Below are 19988 nucleotides of genomic sequence, written 5' to 3' on the forward strand. Positions count from 1 at the left end.
GAGCTCTGTCTATATACGCGCGACTATGACGACTGGTTCCCGGTGCGGAACGTGACGGCGTCGCGCCGCCATCCGCGAACCGACCGACGCGCCGCATCATCGGCACGCCGCGCGCGCCCTACTCCGCCGCCTGACGGACGTGGCGCGAGGTCGGGGTTCGCATCGTCACCAGCTCTTCGGAGGCGGTCGGATGCAGCGCGACGGTGGCGTCGAAGTCCGCCTTGGTCGCCTTCATCTTCACGGCGATCGCAACGACTTGCGTGATCTCGGCGGCGGCATCGCCGACGATGTGGCAGCCGAGCACGCGGTCGCTCGCGCCGTCGACCACGAGCTTCATCAGCACGCGGGTGTCGCGGCCGGACATCGTCGCCTTGATCGGGCGGAAATCGGCCTTGTAGATGTCGACGTGGCTATACTGCGCCCGCGCCTCTTCTTCCGTGAGGCCGACGGTGCCGACCTCCGGCTGCGAGAACACCGCGGTCGGGATCGTCGCGTGGTCGACCTGCACCGGGCGCTTGCCGAACACGGTGTCGGCGAAGGTATGGCCTTCGCGGATCGCAACCGGCGTCAGATTGGTGCGGTGGGTGACGTCGCCGACCGCGTAGATGTTGTCGACCGAGGTCTTCGACCAGCCGTCCACCTGGATGCCGCCATTGGCGGGATTGATGGCGACGCCGGCGGCCTCGAGCCCGAGACCCCGGACATTGGGATGCCGGCCGATCGCGAACATCACCTGGTCGGAGGCGATGCTCGAGCCGTTCGACAGACGGGTCGTGTAATCCTTGCCGTGCTTGTCGACCTTCGCCACCGTGCAGCCGGTGATAATGGTGATGCCGCGCTTCTCCATCTCGGTGCGGACATGCTTGCGCACGTCCTCGTCGAAGCCGCGCAGGATGTTGTCGCCGCGGTAAACCACAGTGACGTCGGAGCCGAAGCCGGCGAAGATGCCGGCGAATTCCAGCGCGATGTAGCCGCCGCCCTGGATCACGATCCGCTTCGGCAGCTCCTTCAGGTGAAACGCCTCGTTGGAGGAGATCACGTGCTCGATGCCGGGAACGGCCGGCCCGTGATTGGGCGCGCCGCCGGTCGCGATCAGGATGTACTTTGCGGTCACCTTCTCGCCGGTGGCGAGGCGGACGGTGTGGGCATCCTCCAGCACCGCGCGGGTCTTGACGATCCTGGCGCCCGACTTCTCGACATTGCTGGTGTAGGCGCCCTCGAGCCGAGCGATCTCCTTGTCCTTGTTGGCGACGAGCGTCGCCCAGTCGAACGAGACCTGGCCGATGCTCCAGCCGAAGCCGGCCGCGTCCTCGATCTCCTGGTGGACGTGGCTGCCGATCACGAACAGCTTCTTCGGCACGCAACCGCGGATCACGCAGGTGCCGCCCATCCGGTACTCTTCGGCGACCATGACCTTTGCGCCATAATTGGCGGCGATGCGGGCGGCACGGACGCCGCCCGAACCACCACCGATGACAAACAGGTCGACGTCAAACTCGGCCATGGGTACCTCTCTCTTCCTTCTCCCTCGCCCCGCTCTTGCGGGGAGAGGGCTGGGGTGAGGGGCATCTCTACGAGTCAGACTCGCGGAGAGTCCCCCTCACCCGGCACTACGTGCCGACCTCTCCCCGCAAGCGGGGCGAGGTGACAAGACTTTTAGATATCCTTGCCGCGCTTCTTCATCTCGGTCTTGAACTGGCCGTTGACGATCACGCCGAACTGCTGCGCCCACTGCTGCATATATTGCAGCGATCCGTTGATTGCCGTGGGCTCCGCGATCAAAAGCTTCTGACCGAGCGGGGTCTTGTAGAACGTCACGAGGTCCTTCAGCTCCTGCTCGGTGAACTCGGCGGCGTAGATCTGCGCCATGCCGTCGCCGATCTCCTTCTCGCTGCCCGCGAACTGCTTGGCGACGACCAACGCCACCTCGTCGAGATCCTTCTGGTAGTTCAGGTACTGCTGCAGCAGGCCGGTCTTGGTCTTCTCGATGATTCCCGGAACGGCGCCGGCATACATCACCGCCACGTTCTTCATCGTCAGGATTTCCTTGGCGTACCCGATCGCCGCGGGGGTCGACTGCTTGACCTTGGGCATGGGGGGCAGCTGCTGCTGCGCCATCGCCGGTGCAGCCGCGAGCGCCAGTCCAGCCGCCAGGGCCGCTGCCGACAAAAGTCCCGAAAAACGCTTCATTCCAAGTCTCCTTGCTTGCGGCGTTAACGCCGTTCAACAACCCGAATTCCCTGTGCGCCGGCCAGGATGGCGACGCTGCCGAGCCCGATGAACAGGCCATGTTCAACCACGCCCGGGATCACGCTGAGCAAACCGGCGAGACGCGGCGGGTCGCCGATCCGGCCGAGATGGGCATCGACGATCCAGTGGCCGCCATCGGTGACAAAAACGTGACCGTCCTTGCCCTTACGGACGATCATTTGGCCGGACACGCCGGCCTGTTCGAACGCCCGCGCCATCGCGGCCTGGGTCGCGGCGAGCCCGAACGGGATCACCTCGACCGGCAGCGGAAAGCGGCCGAGCACGTCGACCCATTTGCTGTCGTCGGCAATCACGATCATGCGATCACTGGCGGCCGCCACGATCTTCTCGCGCAGCAGCGCGCCGCCGCCGCCCTTGATCAGATTGAGCGCGTGGTCGATCTCGTCGGCGCCGTCGACGGTGAGGTCGAGGTGATCGACCTCGTCCAGCGTGGTCAGCGGAACGCCGCAGCGGATCGCGTCCGCCCGGGTCGCCTCCGAGGTCGGCACGCCGATCACCTTCATGCCGGATCGGACCTTTTCCCCGAGCAGCTCGACGAAATGCTTGGCGGTCGACCCGGTGCCGAGCCCGAGCTTCATGCCGTCACGCACTTCTTCGAGCGCGCGCGCCGCCGCCTGGCGTTTCAGTGCGTCCATGTCCACGGCCGATAGCCCCTTGTCCGTTACGGGCGCGCCATCGGCCGCCCGGCGGGCGCATATCTAGCCTCGATTCACGGGTAGGAATAGCGCCATGCGGGCCAGTCTTTAGGCCGAAACGGCATCCATCGCGGCCAAAATCGCCGCAAAACGGCCCTCGACCTCGGCTCGCATCCCGGGATGGGTGAAAACGTAGAGCTGGTCGTCGTGAATCGCGCGCACCACGCGAGCCGCAACCGCGGCCGGATCGAGACCGGCCTCCAGGCGGCGCTCGATCTCGGCGACGACAGCGGCCATCGGGCTCGCCGGATCGAGCTGGCGGCGCGGTCCGTAGCGCTCGGGGCGGTTGCGCCCGCTGTCGCCGATGCGGGTCTGCACATAGCTCGGACAGAGCACGCTGACGCCGATCCCAAGCGGCTTCAGTTGCGCTGAAAGCCCTTCGGACAGGCTGACGACGGCGAATTTGGTCGCCGAATACGGGCTGACGCCGAGCCCCGCATTCATCCCGGCCATCGACGCGGTGTTGACGATATGGCCGCCTTCGCCGTGCGCGCGGATATGCGGCAGGAAGCTCCGGATGCCGTGCACGACGCCCATCAGGTTGACGTCGATCACCCAGCGCCAGTCGTCGACCGAGATCTGGTCGATGCCGCCGCCGCCTGCGACACCGGCATTGTTGCAGACGACGTGGACGTTGCCGAAGGCGCGGAACGATGCCTCCGCCGCGCGGTCGACGCTTGCGGGATCGGCGACGTCGCAGACCACGCCATGGACGTCGGCGCCGCTGGCCCGCAAGGCATCGACGGCCTTGTCGAGCGCGCCGGTTTCGATGTCGGCGAGCATCACCTGCGTGCCCTCGCGGGCGAACGCGGTTGCCATCGCCAGTCCGATTCCGCTGGCCGCACCGGTGATAAACGCGGCTTTTCCGGCAAGTTCCCGCATCCCGGCCTCTCCAATTTGATGTTGCGCCGAGATCTACTCTTGCATCGCGGCGCACAGCCCGATAGCCAAAAGCGTGATGTCCGCCTCCTCTCCCCCCATCATCGTGTTCGATCTCGACGGCACGCTGGTCGACACCGCGCCTGACCTGATCAGCGCGCTGAATTATGTGCTCGACCGCGAAGGTCTGCGGCCGGTTCCGCTGTCGGCCGCCCGCAACATGATCGGCGCCGGCGCGCGCAAGCTGCTCGAGCGCGGGCTCGAGGTGGATGGACGCGCGGTAAGCCTCGCGGACCTCGATCGCTTAACCGCGGATTTCATCGACTATTACGCCGAGCACATCGCCGACGGCTCGCGTCCGTTCGACGGGCTCGAAGCCGCGCTCGACCGGCTGGAGGCCAAGGGCCATCGCTTTGCGGTCTGCACCAACAAGCTGGAATGGCTGTCGAAGCTGCTGCTCGACCGGCTCGGCCTGACGCGGCGTTTTGCCGCGATCTGCGGCCAGGACACATTCGGCGTCGCCAAGCCCGACCCGGCGTTCCTGCGCGAGACGGTCGCCCGCGCCGGCGGCAAGCTGCCCGGCGCCATCATGGTCGGCGATGCCGGTCCCGATGTCGGGGTCGCCCGGCGCGCCAGCGTCCCGGTGATCGGCGTCGATTTCGGCTATACCGACGTCCCGATGACCGAGCTGAAGCCGGATCGGCTGATCAGCCACATGCGCGATCTGCCGGACGCCGTCGCCAGCCTCGGCGCAGCATAAGATTTCCACAACACATTGATATTACTTGGCAATATTTTGCCATGCGAATTTTCCATTAACCATCCTTTAACGAACAGACCTCCCCCTGTTGCACCCCTGTTCCGACGCTCCTATGGTCGGGCCGGGGATTGTGGCTGATTGCCGCAGTAGAGTGTGGATCATGCGTCGTATCATCGTGATTGCGGCCGCCGGGCTGAGCCTGGCCGGCTGCTCTTCGTTCTCATTGGATTCGTTCAAGTCGGCACCGCCGCCGATGCAGGTGCAGCTGGATTCGGCACCGCAAGGCGCCGATGCCGTGACCTCGATCGGGCCGGGTTGCAAGACGCCCTGCTCGGTGTCGATCCCGGCGCCGGAGGCCAACTTCACCGTCACCTTCAACATGCCGAAGTTCCAGCCGGCGACGGTGCCGGTGACGGTGACCCGCACGCCGGGCGACATCACGAGCCCGGCCACCACCACGCTCGATCCGAGCCCGGTGTTCGCCGAGCTGCAACCCGCCGGCCCGCCGCCGCGCGGGCACAAGGCGATGCGGCCAAAGAAGAAGAAGCCAAAGCCGGCTGCCGCCGCGGCTCCTGCCGCCGCTCCGGACGCGGCGTTCCCTGCTCCGAGCGCGGCACCGCCGCCGGCAGCCGCGGCTCCGACGCGCTGACGCCCAACACTGCGCGCGTCTGAACCAGGATTGCACTGCACAAGAGCCCGGCCGAAAGCCGGGTTTTTGTATTCTGTGGAGACACATCGGCGATTGCGATCATGCATCGCGCGATCTGTCTCACCTATCGCTTTGCAATTGGCTTCGCAGGTTGCGGATCATCCATTGGAACGCATTGTGACGGCGTGCCAACATGCATAGATTGTGCGTGCAGGGCCCGTCACGGCCCGGCGCTCTGGGAACGCCTTGGTTTGAGGCTTGGCTTGAAGGCTTGGGTTGAATGAACGGATCCACGCAGGCGCATTCCGACACGCTGTTTCGTCCGATGACCGATCCGTTCGGCCGGACGATCCGTTACCTGCGCGTCTCCGTCACCGACCGCTGCGACTTGCGCTGCTTCTACTGCATGTCGGAAGACATGACGTTCCTGCCGAAGGCCGACCTGCTGACGCTGGAAGAACTCGACCGTCTCTGCTCGGCCTTCGTTGCCAAGGGCGTGCGCAAGATCCGCCTCACCGGCGGCGAGCCGCTGGTCCGCCGCAATGTGATGGGCCTGGTGCGTTCGCTGTCGCGCCACCTTTCGACCGGCGCGCTCGACGAATTGACGCTGACCACCAACGGTTCGCAGCTCGCGCGCTTCGCGCAGGAGCTGGCCGATTGCGGCGTTCGCCGCGTCAACGTCTCGCTCGACACGCTCGACCCCGTAAAATTCCGGGCCATCACCCGCTGGGGCGACATCGACAAGGTTCTGTCGGGCATCGAGGCGGCGCGATCGGCCGGGCTTGCGGTCAAGATCAATGCGGTCGCGCTGAAGAACATGAACGAGGACGAGATTCCCGCGCTGATGGAATGGGCGCATGGCAAGGGATTGGGCCTGACCTTGATCGAGGTGATGCCGATGGGCGACATCGGCGAAGGCCGCATCGATCAGTACGTTCCGCTGTCGCTGCTGCGCGCACGGCTCGAGAAGCACTACACGCTGACCGATCTCGCCGACGACACCGGCGGCCCTGCCCGCTATGTCCGGGTCGCCGAGACCGGCGGCAAGCTCGGCTTCATCACGCCGATGACCCACAATTTCTGCGAATCCTGCAACCGGGTGCGGATCACCTGCACCGGCACGCTGCACACCTGCCTCGGCCATGAGGACGCCTCGGACCTGCGCCGGCCGCTGCGCGCCTCCGACGACAACGATCTGCTGTCGGCGGCCATCGACCGGGCCATCGGGCTGAAGCCGAAGGGGCACGATTTCATCATCGACCGCCGCCATAACCGCCCGAGCGTCAGCCGCCACATGAGCGTGACCGGCGGCTAGTTCAAAGCCCCGCGGCCAACGCCTGCGCCGTCCCCCGATTACCAAGGCGGGACAACGATTTGCCGCGCCGTCAATTTGCCCATTTTCCGATTGACGGCGTTCGACGGCGCTGATTTGGTGCCCCGGCTTTCACGCTCGCCCGGCCGGATAGGCCGCTGCCCCCTGTCGGCACATGCCGACGATCCGGTAGCCAAGAGCACCAACAACGGCGGAAGCGGATTTCGGGGGAGGACGATCGCTTGCAACTGCTCCTGAAGGTGAGCCGTGGCTCCGAGCGCATGCGCGCGGCGGCCAGATGATGCTTGAGAAAATATTCGGCGCGCAGATCGCGCGGCCGCGGAGATCGTGATGCGCCCATTGTTGGCACTGAGTCAGGCCATCGACCGACTCAACGAGAAGATCGGCACCATCTGCAATCTGCTTGTGCTGATCGCCTGCCTGGTCAGCGCCGGCAATGCCATGATCCGCTACGCGTTCAGCTACTCCTCGAACGGCTGGCTCGAGGCGCAGTGGTACATGTTCGCGATCCTCGTGATGTTCGGCGCCTCCTACACCTTCAAGCGCAACGAGCATGTCCGCGTCGAGATCCTCTATCTGATGCTGTCCGAACGCGGCCAGCTCTGGCTCGACATGATCGGCACATTGTTCTTCCTGATCCCGGCCTGCCTGCTGCTCGCCTATCTGTCCTGGCCGTTCTTCCACCAGGCCTATGCGGTCGGCGAGATGAGCGGCAATGCCGGCGGCCTGCTGCGCTGGCCGATCAAGTTCGTTATCCCGTCCGGCTTCGTGATGCTTGCGTTGCAAGGCGTGTCAGAGGTGATCAAGCGGATCGCCGCGCTGCAAGGCTATGTGACGATCGACGCGAAGTATGAGAGGCCGACGCAATGACGATTACGCTGGAGATGATGCCGCCACTGATGTTCGGCGGCCTGATCATTGCAATGCTGATCGGCTACCCGGTGGCGTTCACGCTCGCCGCGGTCGGCCTGTCGTTCGGGTTTCTCTCGATCTATCTCGGCTTCTTCGACCTCAACTTCCTGCAGGCGATCCCGGGCCGCATCTTCGGCAGCGTGCTGTCCAACGAGCTGTTGCTCGCGATCCCGTTCTTCACCTTCATGGGCGCGATATTGGAGAGATGCGGGCTCGCCGAGGACATGCTGGATTCGATGGGCCAGCTGTTCGGCCCGATCCGCGGCGGCCTTGGCTATTCCGTGATCATCGTCGGCTTCATCCTCGGCGCCATCACCGGCACGGTGGCGGCGCAGGTGATCGCGATGGCGCTGATCTCGATGCCGGTGATGATCCGCTACGGCTACAATATCCGCTACATCACCGGCGTGCTCGCCGCCTCCGGCACCATCACGCAACTTGTCCCTCCCTCTCTCGTCCTGATCGTGCTCGCCGACCAGCTCGGCAAATCGGTCGGCGACATGTATCTCGGCGCCTGGGGTCCGTCGGTGTTCCAGATCCTGCTGTTCGCCGGCTACACCTTCCTGCTCGGCATCTTCAAGCCGAGCCATGTGCCCGCGGTGCCGATCGAGGCCCGTACGCTGACCGGCTGGGCGCTGTGGAAGAAGTGCCTGCTCGGCATCATCCCCTCCGCGGTGCTGATCTTCGTCGTGCTCGGCACCATGATGATGGGCCTTGCGACCCCGACGGAAGCCGGCGCCATGGGCGCGGTCGGCGCCATCGTGCTGGCCGCCATCCACCACAAGGATTTCAGCGCGACCGGCCGCAAAGTGCTGATAACAGGCGTGATCGCCGGCGGCATCGGCACCATCATCGCGATGCTCTACACCGAGAACCTGATCTTCAAGCTCGCGTTCGCGATCACCTATCTCGCGGTGGTCTGGATCTGCCTCGAGGCCGTCAAGATCCGGGACCTGCGCGACCTGATCAAGCAGGGCTACGAGACCACCATGCGCATCACCTGCATGGTCACCTTCATCCTGATCGGTTCGACCTGCTTCTCGGTGGTGTTCCTCGGCGTCTCCGGCGGCACCTGGCTGGAGCACCATCTGACCTCGCTGCCCGGCGGCGTCTGGGGCTTCCTGATCTTCATCAACATCTTCATCTTCTTCCTGGCGTTCTTCCTCGATTTCTTCGAGATCGCCTTCATCATCCTGCCGATGATCGCGCCGATTGCGCAGAAGGTGCTGGCGCCGGTGGTCGGCCCCGACGCCGCGCTGATCTGGTTCGGCGTGATGCTCTGCGTCAACATGCAGACCTCGTTCCTGCATCCGCCGTTCGGCTTCGCGCTGTTCTATCTGCGTGGCGTGGCGCCGAAGGAAGTGAAGAGCTCCGACATCTATTGGGGCGCAATGCCCTGGATCGGGCTGCAGGCGATCATGGTGGCGCTGGTGATTGCGTTCCCGGTCGTCGTCACCGGACTGCTCGACAAGCCGCTCGATGTCGACCTCAACAAGGTCAAGATCGAGGTGCCGCAGATCGAGCTGCCGCCGCTCGATTTCGGGCAACCAAAGCAGTAGCCGGCGCCAGCTTCTTCAGCGTGCCTAGAGCATTTTCGGTTCTGATTGAATCAGAACCGAAGCTCTAGATTCTTGTTTTGACGCGTTTTCTTTACGCGAACCGGTGTCCACTTCGCTCGAAAACGCTCTTGCGGAAGCGGGGCATGCTGGAACCGTTGACGGCGGCGGCGAGTCCTGTGAAGACGCGGGGATACGGATCGTCCTCCAACATCACAGATGCCACTCCATGCCGCAACCGCATCTCGCCCGCTCGTTCGTTCGCCCGCTCATCGCATCTCTCGGCTTGGCTGCTGCCGTGGCGCATGCGGCGCCGGCGTCCGACATTCGCGCACTGGCGCAACAGGAGCAGCAGCCGCTGCTCGACACCCTGCGCGACCTCGTGCAGATCGAATCCGGCAGCAAGGACATCGAAGGCCTCAACCAGATCGCCGCGCGCATCGCCGGCGAGCTCAAGCAGCTCGGCGGCACGGTGGACATCCTGCAGACCACCGACATCTACCGGCTGGACGACACGCCCGAGAAGATCGGCCCGGCCGTGCAGGCCGTCTTCAAGGGCACGGGCAGCGCGAAGATCATGCTGATCGCGCACATGGACACCGTGTATCTCAAGGGCATGCTGAAGGATCAGCCCTTCCGCGTCGATGGCGACAAGGCTTACGGCCTCGGCATCGCCGACGACAAGCAGGGCATCGCCACCATCATCCACAGCGTGGCGCTGCTGCAGAAGCTCAACTTCAAGGACTTTGGCACGCTCACGGTGCTCATCAATGGCGACGAGGAGATCTCTTCGCCCGGCTGGCGCAGCACCATCACCCGCGTCGCCTCAGAGCAGGATGCCGTGTTCTCGTTCGAAGGCAGCGACGCCAGCGGCACGCTGCGCCTCGCCACCAGCGGCATCGGCTCGGCCTATCTCACGGTGCATGGCAAGTCGTCACATGCGGGCGCGAGGCCCGAAGGCGGCGTGAATGCGCTCTATGAGCTGTCACACCAGGTGCTGCAGATGAAGGACCTGTCGAAGCCCGAGCAGGGCCTGAAGCTGAACTGGACGGTTTCCAGGTCCGGCACCAACCGCAACGTGATCCCCGCCGAAGCCACCGCCCAGGCCGATGCCCGTGCGCTCAAGGTGTCCGACTTCGACGAACTCGAGACGGCGCTGCAGGACAAGATCAAGAACCGCCTGCTGCCCGACTCCAAGGTGGACGTGAAGTTCGAGATACGCCGCCCGCCGCTCGAAGCCAACGACGCCTCACGCCGCGTGGCCGGCCACGGCAAGACGATCTATCAGGACCTGGGTATGCCGCTGAACGTGGCCGAGCGGGCCACGGGCGGCGGTACCGACGCTGCGTTTGCCGCCCTCAAGACCAAGGGAGCCGTGGTTGAAGGCATGGGCCTCTCGGGCTTCGGCGCGCACTCCAACGATGCCGAGTATGTGCAAATCAACAGTATTGTGCCGCGCCTGTACTTGACCACGCGGATGATCATGGACCTGTCCGACGGCAAGGTGAAATAGACCGGCAGCCGGCGGCACGACAGGTGCCGCTGGCCGGCCCTCTCAGGCGGTCGCCGGCTCCGCCTTGGCGAGGTGGAAGCTCAACGTGAACTGGGCACCGCCGGACGGCAGGTTCTCGACCCTGATCGTCGCGTCGTGGTCGTCGACGACGCTGCGGACGATCGAGAGCCCGAGCCCCGCCCCGTCCGTGCGCTGGCGCTGGCGATCGCCGCGCCAGAAGCGCTGGAACACCAGGCCCTGCTCGGCGGGCGCAATCCCCGGCCCGCAGTCGCGCACCTGCACCGAACCGTCCTCATGCACCTCGACATCGACCGAGGTCGCGTCTGCCGTGTACTTGATGGCGTTCTCCGCCAGGTTGAAGATCGCGCGCTGCAGCATCTCGGCATTGCCCTTGACCCGCACCGGGCCGTCGGTGCCGCGCAGCGCGATGTCCTTCTGCTGCGCCAGCGCATAGGGCGCGATCGAGCCGACCACCTCGGCGCACACGGCGCGCAGATCCGCGGTTTCGCCGGGGTCCAGCACCAGCGTATCGAGCTCGGCGATCTCGAGCAGCTGGCTGACGATACGGCTCATGCTCTCGATGTCGGCATGCAGCTCCTTGGTCCCCTTGGCTACATCCAGCGTCTCGATCCGGGTCCTCAGGATCGCGAGCGGGGTGCGCAGCTGATGCGCGGCATCGGCGGTGAACTGGCGCTGCACGTGAAACCCGTCCTCCAGACGATCGAAGGCCTGGTTGACGGCGGTCACCAGCGGCAGGATTTCGCTCGGAATCCCCTCCGTCGGCAGACGGATGTCGGTCCTGGCCGGTCCGATGCTCCTGGCCTCCTCCGAAGCCCGCAGCAGCGGAATCACGGCGCGGCGGAAGATCAGGATGTCCGTCGCCAGCAGGATCAGGAGGATCGGGATGGTGATCCAGCCGACCCGGCGGAAGAAGTTGGAAACGATGTCATCGATGATGACGTCGCGATGCGACAGGTCCTCGGCGACCTGGATGCGCAGCGTCTGGCCGCCGACGAGCTTGGTGGCGCTGGCGCCGGCAATCCGGTCGGCCAGGGCCGGCAGCCGCGGCGCGCCGCGATGCGACGAAAACAGCAGGTTGTCGTCCGCATCGTAGATGTCGTAGCGATAGCGGCCATAGGCGTCGGAATAGAGCCCCCTCAGGCTGTCCGGCAGGTTGAGCTGCACCTTGCCGGCGGAATCGACCACGAGGTTCTGGCCGAGATCGGCGGCCTGATCGCGCATCGCTTCGCGATGCAGCTGGTTGATCTCCGAATTCAGCAACCACAGCAGCAGCAGCGGCAGGAAGATCGCCGCGACCGCGACCGCCACGATGTGCAGGAACACGATTCGCGACGTCAGCGACGTGAAGCGGAACACCGCTATTTCTCCTCCGCCATCAGATAGCCGACGCCGCGAATGGTGTGGATGATGACCTTGGCGCGGTGCTCGGTGAGCAGCTTGCGCAGGCGCGACACGTAGACTTCGACCGCATTCGAGGCGACCTCGCCCGACAGACCGAAAATGTGGTCCTCGACATTCTTCTTTGGTACCACCCGCCCCTGCCGCCGCAGCAGGATTTCGAGCACAGACGTTTCACGCGCGGAGAAGACGTATGGAGCGCCGTCGACGAACACCTGCTTGCTCTCGGTGTCATAGACCAGATTGGCGAGCTTCAGCGATGAGCCGAGCAGCTGGCCGGGCCGGCGCAGGATGGCTTCGAGCCGCGCCACCAGCTCTTCCAGCGCGAACGGCTTCGCCAGATAATCGTCCGCACCGCTGCGCAGGCCGTTGACCCGATCCTGCAGACCGTTGCGCGCGGTCAGCACCAGGACCGGCAGCGGGTCGCTCTTGCGGCGCAGCTCCGACAGCACCGACAGGCCATCACCGTCGGGCAGACCGAGATCGAGGATCATGGCAGCATAGGTGACGCTTCGCAGCGCATCACGCGCCTCGGCAACGCTGTTAACGATATCGGACTCATATCCCGCCGCCACCAGCCCGCTCGCGAGCAGTCGCGAGAGCTCGAGATTGTCCTCGACGATCAGAAGGCGCATCGCGGCAGTCCTGTCTTCATTCGATCGGTCTTCCGTTTGCACACCTTGTTGCAATGCGCCAGCCAAGCGACAATTCCGCAACAGATCGCGCATTGAGCATTCCCGACGTGCAAACGATACGCATTTGAGCATAACGCCGGATTACCGCTCACTGCGCTACTTTTTGGCTATGCGCGGCCGCTCCCATTCCCACGCAAAATAGATAAACCGGCCCCCGCCGCAATCAAATTCGCGCGCCGCGCCGCACCCTTGAAAAGGGCAAATGTAAGGCTGGCGTCAGCTAGCCCTGATAACTGTTCATTTGTCTCACCGGGAGATCGGACGACGGCCCGCCATGCGGCCGGACCTCGTCTCTCGCGCGAGGCTTTCATGCAGTATTGGCGGCGGGTGATGTCATTTCGAATGAAGTATATGGGCTTTGCGGCGATGCCGGTGCTGGCGGCGCTTCTCGTCGGCGCGTGGCTCACGACGCGCGCCGATGGCGTGGTGAACGCCAAGGCCGCGCAGGAGACCGCGCCGCAGGATGTCAACGTCGAGCAGCAATACGTCGCGCTGAGCGACAAGCAGGCAGCCTCCCTGAAGACCATGGCCGCGGAGCAGCGTTCGTTCAGGACCCTGAAGAACGCAGTCGGCTCGATCGACTTCAATCAGAACATGCTGGTGCAGGCGTTTACCTCAAATCCCGGCAGGATCGTCGACACGCCGCTCAATGTCGGTGACGAGGTCGCGAAGGGCGACAGGCTGTTCACGATCGACAGCCCCGATCTGCTGCAGGCCGAGTCGTCGCTGCTCGCCTCGGCCGGCGTGCTCGAACTGCAGACCAGGACGCTGGCCCGGGTCAGGCAGCTGCTGAAGACCGGCGGCGGCGCGCAAAAGGACGTCGATCAGGCGACGTCGGATCAGCAGACCGCCGAGGGCAACTACAAGGCCGGGCGCGACGCGGTGCGCATCTTCGGCAAGACCGACGCCGAGATCGACCGCATCGTCGCCGACCGCAAGGTCGATTCGATCCTGGTGGTGCCGAGCCCGATCTCCGGCCGGATCATTGCGCGCAATGCCGCGCCGGGTCTGTTTGTGCAGCCGGGCAATGCGCCGGCGCCCTATTCGCTGGCCGACATCTCGACGATGTGGATGGTCGCCAATGTGATCGAGACCGATGCCCCCTCCTACCGGATCGGCCAACCGGTCGAGGTGCGGGTGCCGGCCTATCCGAACGAGGTGTTTCGCGGCCGCGTGACGACGCTCGGCCTCAACATCGATCCGAACTCGCACCGCCAGCTGGTGCGTTCGGTGATCGATGATCCCCAGCACAAGCTGCGCGCCGGCATGCTGGCGAGCTTCACGATCGAAACCGAGCCCCCAAAGCTGTCGGTGAGCGTTCCGCTGGACGCCATCGTGCGCGAGGGTGACGGCACGATGACGGTGTGGGTCACGACTGACGGCCGCAAGTTCGACCGCCGCACGGTGACAATCGGAATGGAGCAGGACGGCTGGCGGCAGATCCTCAACGGCCTCGCAGCCGGCGAGAAGGTTGCCTCCACCGGCGCGATCTTCCTCAGCAACAAGTTCGCCAACGCGGCCACCGGCTAGCCCGTGCTAACCGCGCGTTCGTCCGCTCAAGAGTAGTGCAGTACCTTGATCAAAAGCCTCCTTCAATTCGGCCTGACCCGAAGCGCCGTCATCGTGCTCGGCCTCGCCGTGTTCTGCGCCGCCGGAATCGCCGCGTTCACCAAGCTGAACATCGAAGCCTATCCGAACCCGGCGCCCGTCATCCTCGAGATCACGGCCCAGGCCGCCGGCCTCTCTGCCGAAGAGATGGAGAAGTACTATACGATCCCGATGGAGGTCGGGCTGTACTCGACGCCGGGCGTGGTCAACATCCGCTCGACCTCGTTCTACGGCCTGTCGTTCGTGCGGGTCACCTTCAAATACGGCGTCGACTATTACTTCGCGCTCTCGCAGGCCACCAACAACCTCACGCAGAACGTTCAGCTTCCCGGCAACCAGATTCCGCAGATCCAGCAATCCAGCCTGGTCGGCGAGATCTACCGCTACCAGCTCGTCGGCCCGCCGAATTTCGGGCTGACCAATCTCAGGACGTTGCAGGATTACGTCGTCGCCCGCCGGCTGATGACGATACCGGGCGTCGTGCAGATCAACTCCTGGGGCGGCACCACCAAGCAGTTCAACGTCGACGCCGATCTTGCCAAGCTCGAAGCCTATAACATCACCGTGCCGCAGCTGATCAGCGCGCTCGGCAACTCGAACATCAATGTCGGTGGCCGCGAAATCGCGATCGGCCAGCAATCCGTCAACATCCGCGGTATCGGCCTGATCAATTCAGGCGGCGATGACGATATCACCAAGGGCTACAGGGTTCGGGACATCGAGAACGTCGTCCTGACCCAATCCAACGGACTGCCGATCCAGATCAAGGACGTCGCCAAGGTTTCGGTCGGCTATGTGCCGCGGCTCGGCATCGCCGGAAAGGACAAGAACGACGACGTCGCTGCGGCGATCGTCGTGATGGGACGCACCCAGCACACCAACGACATCGTGCCGAAGGTCAAGGAGGAAGTCGCCAAGATCAACAGCGACGGCACCCTCCCGGCCGGCGTCAAGGTTGTCCCCTATTACGACCGCACCTCGCTGGTCAATGTGACGACCCACACCGTGCTGCACAATTTGATGTTCGGCTGCCTGCTGGTGTTCGTGATCCAGTGGGTCTTCCTGGGCGATCTGCGCAGCGCGCTGATCGTCAGCGCCAACATCCCGTTCGCCCTGTTTTTCGCGATCATCATCCTGGTGCTGCAGGGCGAGGACGCCAATCTGCTGTCGCTCGGCGCCGTCGACTTCGGAATCATCGTCGATTCCGCCGTCATCATGATGGAGAACATCTTCCGCAATTTCCAGTCCAGCCCCGAGAACCGGCTGCGGGTGCTGCAACACCTCGCCGAGGGCTACTGGGGAGATGATCCCACGGCGCGAAACGGCCAGCCCGCGCCGGGCTGGACCGAGCGGCTGCGCATGATCTTCGTCAGCGCATTGCAGGTCGACAAGGCGGTGTTCTTCACCGCGGCCATCACGGTCACCGCGTTCGTGCCGCTGTTCACCATGCAGGGCGTCGAAGGCCAAATCTTCGGACCGATGGCGCGAACCTACGGCTACGCGCTCGCGGGCGCGCTGCTGGCGACCTTCACGGTGACGCCGGTGCTGGCATCGCTGCTGCTGCCGAAGCATATCGAGGAAACCGAAACCATCATCGTGCGCTCGCTGCGCAAGGCCTACACGCCGGTGCTGCGCTGGTCGCTGACGCATCTGAGGGTCGCGGTCGCAGCCGGCATCATCTTCCTCGGACTGAGCGGCCTTGCTGCGAGCCGGCTCGGCAGCGAATTCCTGCCCGCGCTCGAGGAAGGCAATTTCTGGATCCGCGCCTCGATGCCGCCGACCATGTCGCTGGATGCAGGCACCGAGCCGACCCGCAAGATGCGCGAGATCCTGCTGCGTCATCCTGAAATCATCACGGTGGTGTCACAGCACGGCCGCCCCGACAATGGCAGCGACGCCTCTCCATTCTCGAACGTCGAGCTGTTCGCGCCGATCAAGCCGTTCGACCAGTGGCCCCCCGGCCTGACCAAGGAGAAGCTCACCGAGGAATTGCAGAAGGAGTTCGACGAGGAACTGCCCGGCGTCACCTTCAACTTCTCGCAATACATCCAGGACAACGTCGAGGAGGCGCTGTCGGGCGTCAAGGGCGCGAACTCGGTCAAGATCATCGGTCCCAACCTTGCCGTGCTCGAACAGCTCGCGACCAAGGTCGCGCAGGAGATGGCCAAGATTCGGGGCGTCGCCGATCTCGGCATCTTCCACCTGGTCGGACAACCCAACCTCAATATCAAGGTGAACCGCGAGAAGACTGCCCGCTACGGACTCAATACCGGCGACGTGACGACCGTCGTCCAGGCCGCGCTCGGCGGCACCAGTGCGACGACCGTGCTGGAGGGCGACCGGCAGTTCGGCGTCGTGGTGCGGCTCGATCCGAAGTTCCGCCAGAGCATCGACGAGGTGCGCGAGATCAAGGTGGCCTACCAGACGCCATCCGGTAACAACGCCTATATTCCGCTGAGCGAGCTCGCCGACATCTCGCTCGATACCGGTGCGTCGTTCATCTATCGCGAGCGCAGCCAGCGCTACATCCCGATCAAGTTCAGCGTGCGCGGCCGCGATCTCGGCAGCACGGTGGCGGAGGCGCAGACGCGCGTCGCCGAGGCGGTGCAGCTTCCGACCGGTTACCGGATGATCTGGTCCGGCGAATTCGACAATCTCGAAGCCGCCAAGGCACGTCTGATGATCGTGGTGCCGGTGACGCTGCTGCTGATCTTCGTGCTGCTGTACAGCCTGTTCAACTCGCTGCGCGACAGCCTGCTGGCGCTCGCCGGCATACCATTCGCCATCGGCGGCGGGTTGATCGCGCTGTATCTTTCCGCTCTCGACTTCAGCATTTCGGCGGCGATCGGCTTCATTTCGCTGTTCGGCGTGGCCGTCATGGACGGCATTCTCAACATCACCTATTTCCGCGAGCTGCGGGCCGCGGGAATGAGCATCAGCGAGGCGGTCTTCCAGGGGTCGGAACAGCGCATGCGTCCGATGTTGATGACTGCCCTCTCCGCCGGCGTAGGCCTGTTCCCGGCGGCGCTCTCCCATGGTATCGGTAGCCAGGTGCAACGGCCGCTTGCCACTGTCGTCGTCGGCGGCATGTTCATCGGGCCGTTGCTGCTGCTCGTGGTGGCACCTGCTTTGCGCAAGATATTCCTGTCGCGGGCGAGCGAAGTGCCGAGCGAAGACAGCGCGGCCGCAGCGCCGCCCGAAGCGGCGCGTTAAGGGGGCGGCCGATGTCCGAGACCGTCGCAAGAATTGTTGCCGCACTCGCACTGTGCGGAAGGCGCGCCCTGCGTCCGACGCTTGGCGCCGGGACCGCCGGGCTATTGCTGGCAAGCTGCGCCGTCGGCCCGAATTTCGTTCCGCCGGCCGCTCCGGATGTCGACCGCTACACACCCGAGAAGCTAGCTTCCCCCAGCACCAATGCCGGGGGACCCAGCGTGCCCAAGCAGCATTTCGTCAGCGGAGAGGACGTGTCGCTGCGGTGGTGGACGGCATTTCGGTCGAAGCCGCTCGACGAGCTGATCAAGATGTCGGTCGCGCACAACCCGTCTTTGCAGGCGGCCGAGGCGTCGATCAGGATCGCCCAATACAACGCGCTGGCCCAGCGCGGGCTGTTCTTCCCGCAGCTCGGCGCAAACTACACGCCTTCCCAGCAGCAGATTTCCGGCGCATCGGGTTCGGGCCCGGGTGGCCAGTCTCCCTCGGTATTTTCGCTTCATACCGCGCAACTGAACGTCAGCTTCGTGCCGGACATCTGGGGCCAGAACATTCGCGCGGTCGAGAGTCTCGACGCGATCTCCGAGCAGCAATTGTTCCAGCTGGAAGCGGCCTACCTGACCCTGACGGCCAACGTCGTCACCGCGGCGATCCAGGAAGCATCGCTGCGCGGCCAGATTGCCGCGATCCAGCGCGTCGTGAAGATCGAACGCGGCATTCTGGAGATCGTGAAGAACCAGTTCAACGCGGGCAGCGCCGCCCAGGTTGACGTGCTGGCGCAGGAGGCCGCACTGGCCCAGTCCGAGCAACTGCTGCCGCCGCTCGAAAAGCAGCTCGCGGTCCAGCGCGACCTGCTGACGTCGCTGGCCGGGCAATTCTCGGCTGACGAAATCCTGCAGAAGTTCACGCTCGACCACCTGGCGCTTCCCGCACACCTGCCGGTGAGCCTGCCGAGCAAGATGATCGCCCAGCGTCCGGATGTCAGGGCCGCAGAGGCGCTGCTGCACTCGGCGAATGCCCAGGTCGGCGTGTCGATCGCGGCGCGGCTGCCCAACATCACGATCACCGGCAATGCCGGCGCCGCCGCCTTCAGCCTCGCCGAGCTGTTCACGCCGGGAACCAGCTTCTACGTCATCGCCGCGAGCGCGACCCAGCCCCTGTTCGATGGCCTGACGCTCTACCACAAGCAGAAGGCCGCGGAGGCCGCGGTGGACCAGGCCGATGCGCTCTATCGCCAGGCTGTCGTCACGGCGATGCAGAACGTCGCCGACGCCTTGCGCAGCCTGCAAGCCGACGCGCGCGCCTTGCAGGCTGCGGTCAAGGCCGAGCTCGCCGCGAAGGCCAGCCTCGACATCATTCAGAAGCAGCTTGCTCTCGGGCAGGTCAATCAGGTGGTCGTGCTTAATGCCCAGCAAGTCTATCTGACGGCGGCAGTGGTCCGCGTTCAGGCCCAGGCGACGCGCCTCTCGGACAGCGCTGCGCTTTTCATGGCGCTTGGTGGCGGCTGGCCAACGAACTGCGCATCCGACGACTGGCGCAAATGTGCCCTGGAGGATTTGCCCGCCGCCCCGCAGCAGGTCAGCGAAAATGGGCCCCCTGCCCGCTAAAAAGCGCCCACGAGGCTACTGACTGGAGGAACCGACGAATGAAAAAAATGCTCACCTTGGCGGCAATTCTCCTTGCGCTCTCGGCGGGATCCGCGGCCGCACAAAGCGCGGTCGGCGGTCCTAAAAAGCCAAGCAATCTCGGCGGTCCCGCCGAGCAGAAGAACCCGGTGGTTCGCACGACGCAAGGTGCCGTATCAACGCCTCCAGCATCGCCGCCAAAGCGATCGCCGAGGAAATAGCGGCACCCCGCAATTGATTTAGCTTCCGGGATTCACGCTGATCGGCTCGATGAGACCCATATGAAAAATACAACGCGTCTGCTTCTCATCGCTGCGGCCGGTGCCATGATGGCGTCGGTTGCCCGCGCGGCGCCTGTTCAGGTCACGCGGCTGTCGCCGCAACATCCCGCAAGCGCCGTTCGGATACGGCTAGCGTGTGACCAGAACTGCCATTGCTGGCAGACACGCTATCAGCAGCGAAGCTATCGCCGGAAGATCGACGATCAGGAGCGACAGGATCCGAATTACTGCCCAGGCGGGGGGCATTATAACGGCCATTACCGCACCGGACCGGCCATCGGGCTGGGCTTCGAAAGCCGCGTTCGGGTGCGGTCATTCCCGTTTCCGTTTTGATCAAGGGTGTCATGCCATGGCAGCCATTCGGTACCCTGTCGGGCCAGTTCCTTGCGAAGGAAAGACCCCATGAAATGCGGCGTTTTCGGTGTTGTGCCGTTGATGGCCGCCGCATGCTTGGGCGTCCTGCCGAACGCCCAAGCGTCCGCCACCAACCCGAACGATTGCACCGCCCGAGTTCTGCATTCCGAAGAGCTGCCTTACGCGCCGATCGGATACTGGCTTGTACAGGTGACCCTGGAGGTCACC

The 19988-nt window shown here is 64.6% G+C and carries 17 protein-coding genes; 11 read left to right on the top strand and 6 right to left on the bottom strand.

The features are described from left to right. Positions 1-118 precede the first annotated feature (118 nt). From gor to ACE10Z_RS28230, 4 genes are all read right to left on the bottom strand, one after another. On the bottom strand, positions 119-1504 hold the full coding sequence (gor, locus tag ACE10Z_RS28215; RefSeq protein WP_375783676.1) for a glutathione-disulfide reductase: 1386 nt from the start codon (positions 1502-1504) through the stop codon (positions 119-121). 152 nt (positions 1505-1656) lie between these two features. Beyond that, on the bottom strand, positions 1657-2190 hold the full coding sequence (locus tag ACE10Z_RS28220; RefSeq protein WP_375783677.1) for a DUF2059 domain-containing protein: 534 nt from the start codon (positions 2188-2190) through the stop codon (positions 1657-1659). 23 nt (positions 2191-2213) lie between these two features. Beyond that, complete coding sequence (gene rpiA / locus ACE10Z_RS28225; RefSeq protein ID WP_375783678.1) at positions 2214-2912, bottom strand: ribose-5-phosphate isomerase RpiA; 699 nt, start codon at positions 2910-2912, stop codon at positions 2214-2216. Positions 2913-3014: 102 nt separating this feature from the next. Beyond that, positions 3015-3848, bottom strand: a complete 834-nt coding sequence (locus ACE10Z_RS28230) for an SDR family NAD(P)-dependent oxidoreductase (protein WP_375783679.1) — start codon at positions 3846-3848, stop codon at positions 3015-3017. 76 nt (positions 3849-3924) lie between these two features. On the opposite strand from ACE10Z_RS28230, the gene ACE10Z_RS28235 reads away from it, so the two are divergent. The 6 genes from ACE10Z_RS28235 (at position 3925) to ACE10Z_RS28260 (ending at position 10568) form a co-directional block, all read left to right on the top strand. Continuing rightward, positions 3925-4605 carry an HAD hydrolase-like protein gene (locus ACE10Z_RS28235; RefSeq protein WP_375783680.1) on the top strand — a complete coding sequence of 227 codons (681 nt, stop codon included), beginning with the start codon at positions 3925-3927 and terminating at the stop codon, positions 4603-4605. A 160-nt stretch (positions 4606-4765) separates the two neighbouring features. Then, on the top strand, positions 4766-5254 hold the full coding sequence (locus ACE10Z_RS28240) for a hypothetical protein (protein WP_375783681.1): 489 nt from the start codon (positions 4766-4768) through the stop codon (positions 5252-5254). A gap of 280 nt (positions 5255-5534) precedes the next feature. After that, the gene (moaA, locus tag ACE10Z_RS28245) at positions 5535-6569 is read left to right on the top strand and encodes a GTP 3',8-cyclase MoaA (protein ID WP_375783682.1); all 1035 of its coding nucleotides are present in this window, start codon (positions 5535-5537) and stop codon (positions 6567-6569) included. Between the two features lie 348 nt (positions 6570-6917). Beyond that, the gene (locus ACE10Z_RS28250) at positions 6918-7457 is read left to right on the top strand and encodes a TRAP transporter small permease subunit (RefSeq protein WP_097672497.1); all 540 of its coding nucleotides are present in this window, start codon (positions 6918-6920) and stop codon (positions 7455-7457) included. Then, entirely contained in the window at positions 7454-9058 is a 1605-nt protein-coding gene (locus tag ACE10Z_RS28255) for a TRAP transporter large permease subunit (protein WP_375783683.1), read from the top strand. Before ACE10Z_RS28250 ends, ACE10Z_RS28255 begins: the two co-directional genes overlap by 4 nt. 226 nt (positions 9059-9284) lie before the next feature. Further along, complete coding sequence (locus ACE10Z_RS28260; protein WP_375789941.1) at positions 9285-10568, top strand: M20/M25/M40 family metallo-hydrolase; 1284 nt, start codon at positions 9285-9287, stop codon at positions 10566-10568. 42 nt (positions 10569-10610) lie between these two features. On the opposite strand, the gene ACE10Z_RS28265 is transcribed toward ACE10Z_RS28260, so the two are convergent. Together ACE10Z_RS28265 and ACE10Z_RS28270 are read right to left on the bottom strand one after the other, a co-directional pair. Next, the gene (locus ACE10Z_RS28265; protein ID WP_375783684.1) at positions 10611-11945 is read right to left on the bottom strand and encodes a sensor histidine kinase; all 1335 of its coding nucleotides are present in this window, start codon (positions 11943-11945) and stop codon (positions 10611-10613) included. A 2-nt stretch (positions 11946-11947) separates the two neighbouring features. After that, complete coding sequence (locus ACE10Z_RS28270) at positions 11948-12622, bottom strand: response regulator (protein ID WP_375783685.1); 675 nt, start codon at positions 12620-12622, stop codon at positions 11948-11950. Positions 12623-13012: 390 nt separating this feature from the next. On the opposite strand from ACE10Z_RS28270, the gene ACE10Z_RS28275 reads away from it, so the two are divergent. Genes ACE10Z_RS28275 through ACE10Z_RS28295 form a run of 5 tightly spaced genes read left to right on the top strand, consistent with a single transcriptional unit; the run spans position 13013 to position 19739 of the window. Beyond that, entirely contained in the window at positions 13013-14212 is a 1200-nt protein-coding gene (locus ACE10Z_RS28275) for an efflux RND transporter periplasmic adaptor subunit (protein WP_375783686.1), read from the top strand. 45 nt (positions 14213-14257) lie between these two features. Further along, positions 14258-17503 carry an efflux RND transporter permease subunit gene (locus ACE10Z_RS28280; RefSeq protein WP_375783687.1) on the top strand — a complete coding sequence of 1082 codons (3246 nt, stop codon included), beginning with the start codon at positions 14258-14260 and terminating at the stop codon, positions 17501-17503. A gap of 11 nt (positions 17504-17514) precedes the next feature. Then, on the top strand, positions 17515-19107 hold the full coding sequence (locus ACE10Z_RS28285) for an efflux transporter outer membrane subunit (protein WP_375783688.1): 1593 nt from the start codon (positions 17515-17517) through the stop codon (positions 19105-19107). A 38-nt stretch (positions 19108-19145) separates the two neighbouring features. Continuing rightward, complete coding sequence (locus tag ACE10Z_RS28290; RefSeq protein ID WP_375783689.1) at positions 19146-19346, top strand: hypothetical protein; 201 nt, start codon at positions 19146-19148, stop codon at positions 19344-19346. A 60-nt stretch (positions 19347-19406) separates the two neighbouring features. Beyond that, positions 19407-19739 carry a hypothetical protein gene (locus ACE10Z_RS28295; RefSeq protein ID WP_375783690.1) on the top strand — a complete coding sequence of 111 codons (333 nt, stop codon included), beginning with the start codon at positions 19407-19409 and terminating at the stop codon, positions 19737-19739. The last annotated feature ends 249 nt before the right edge of the window (positions 19740-19988 follow it).

The sequence above is a fragment of the Bradyrhizobium sp. Pha-3 genome, from assembly GCF_042258615.1.
In the GTDB taxonomy this organism is placed as follows: domain Bacteria; phylum Pseudomonadota; class Alphaproteobacteria; order Rhizobiales; family Xanthobacteraceae; genus Bradyrhizobium.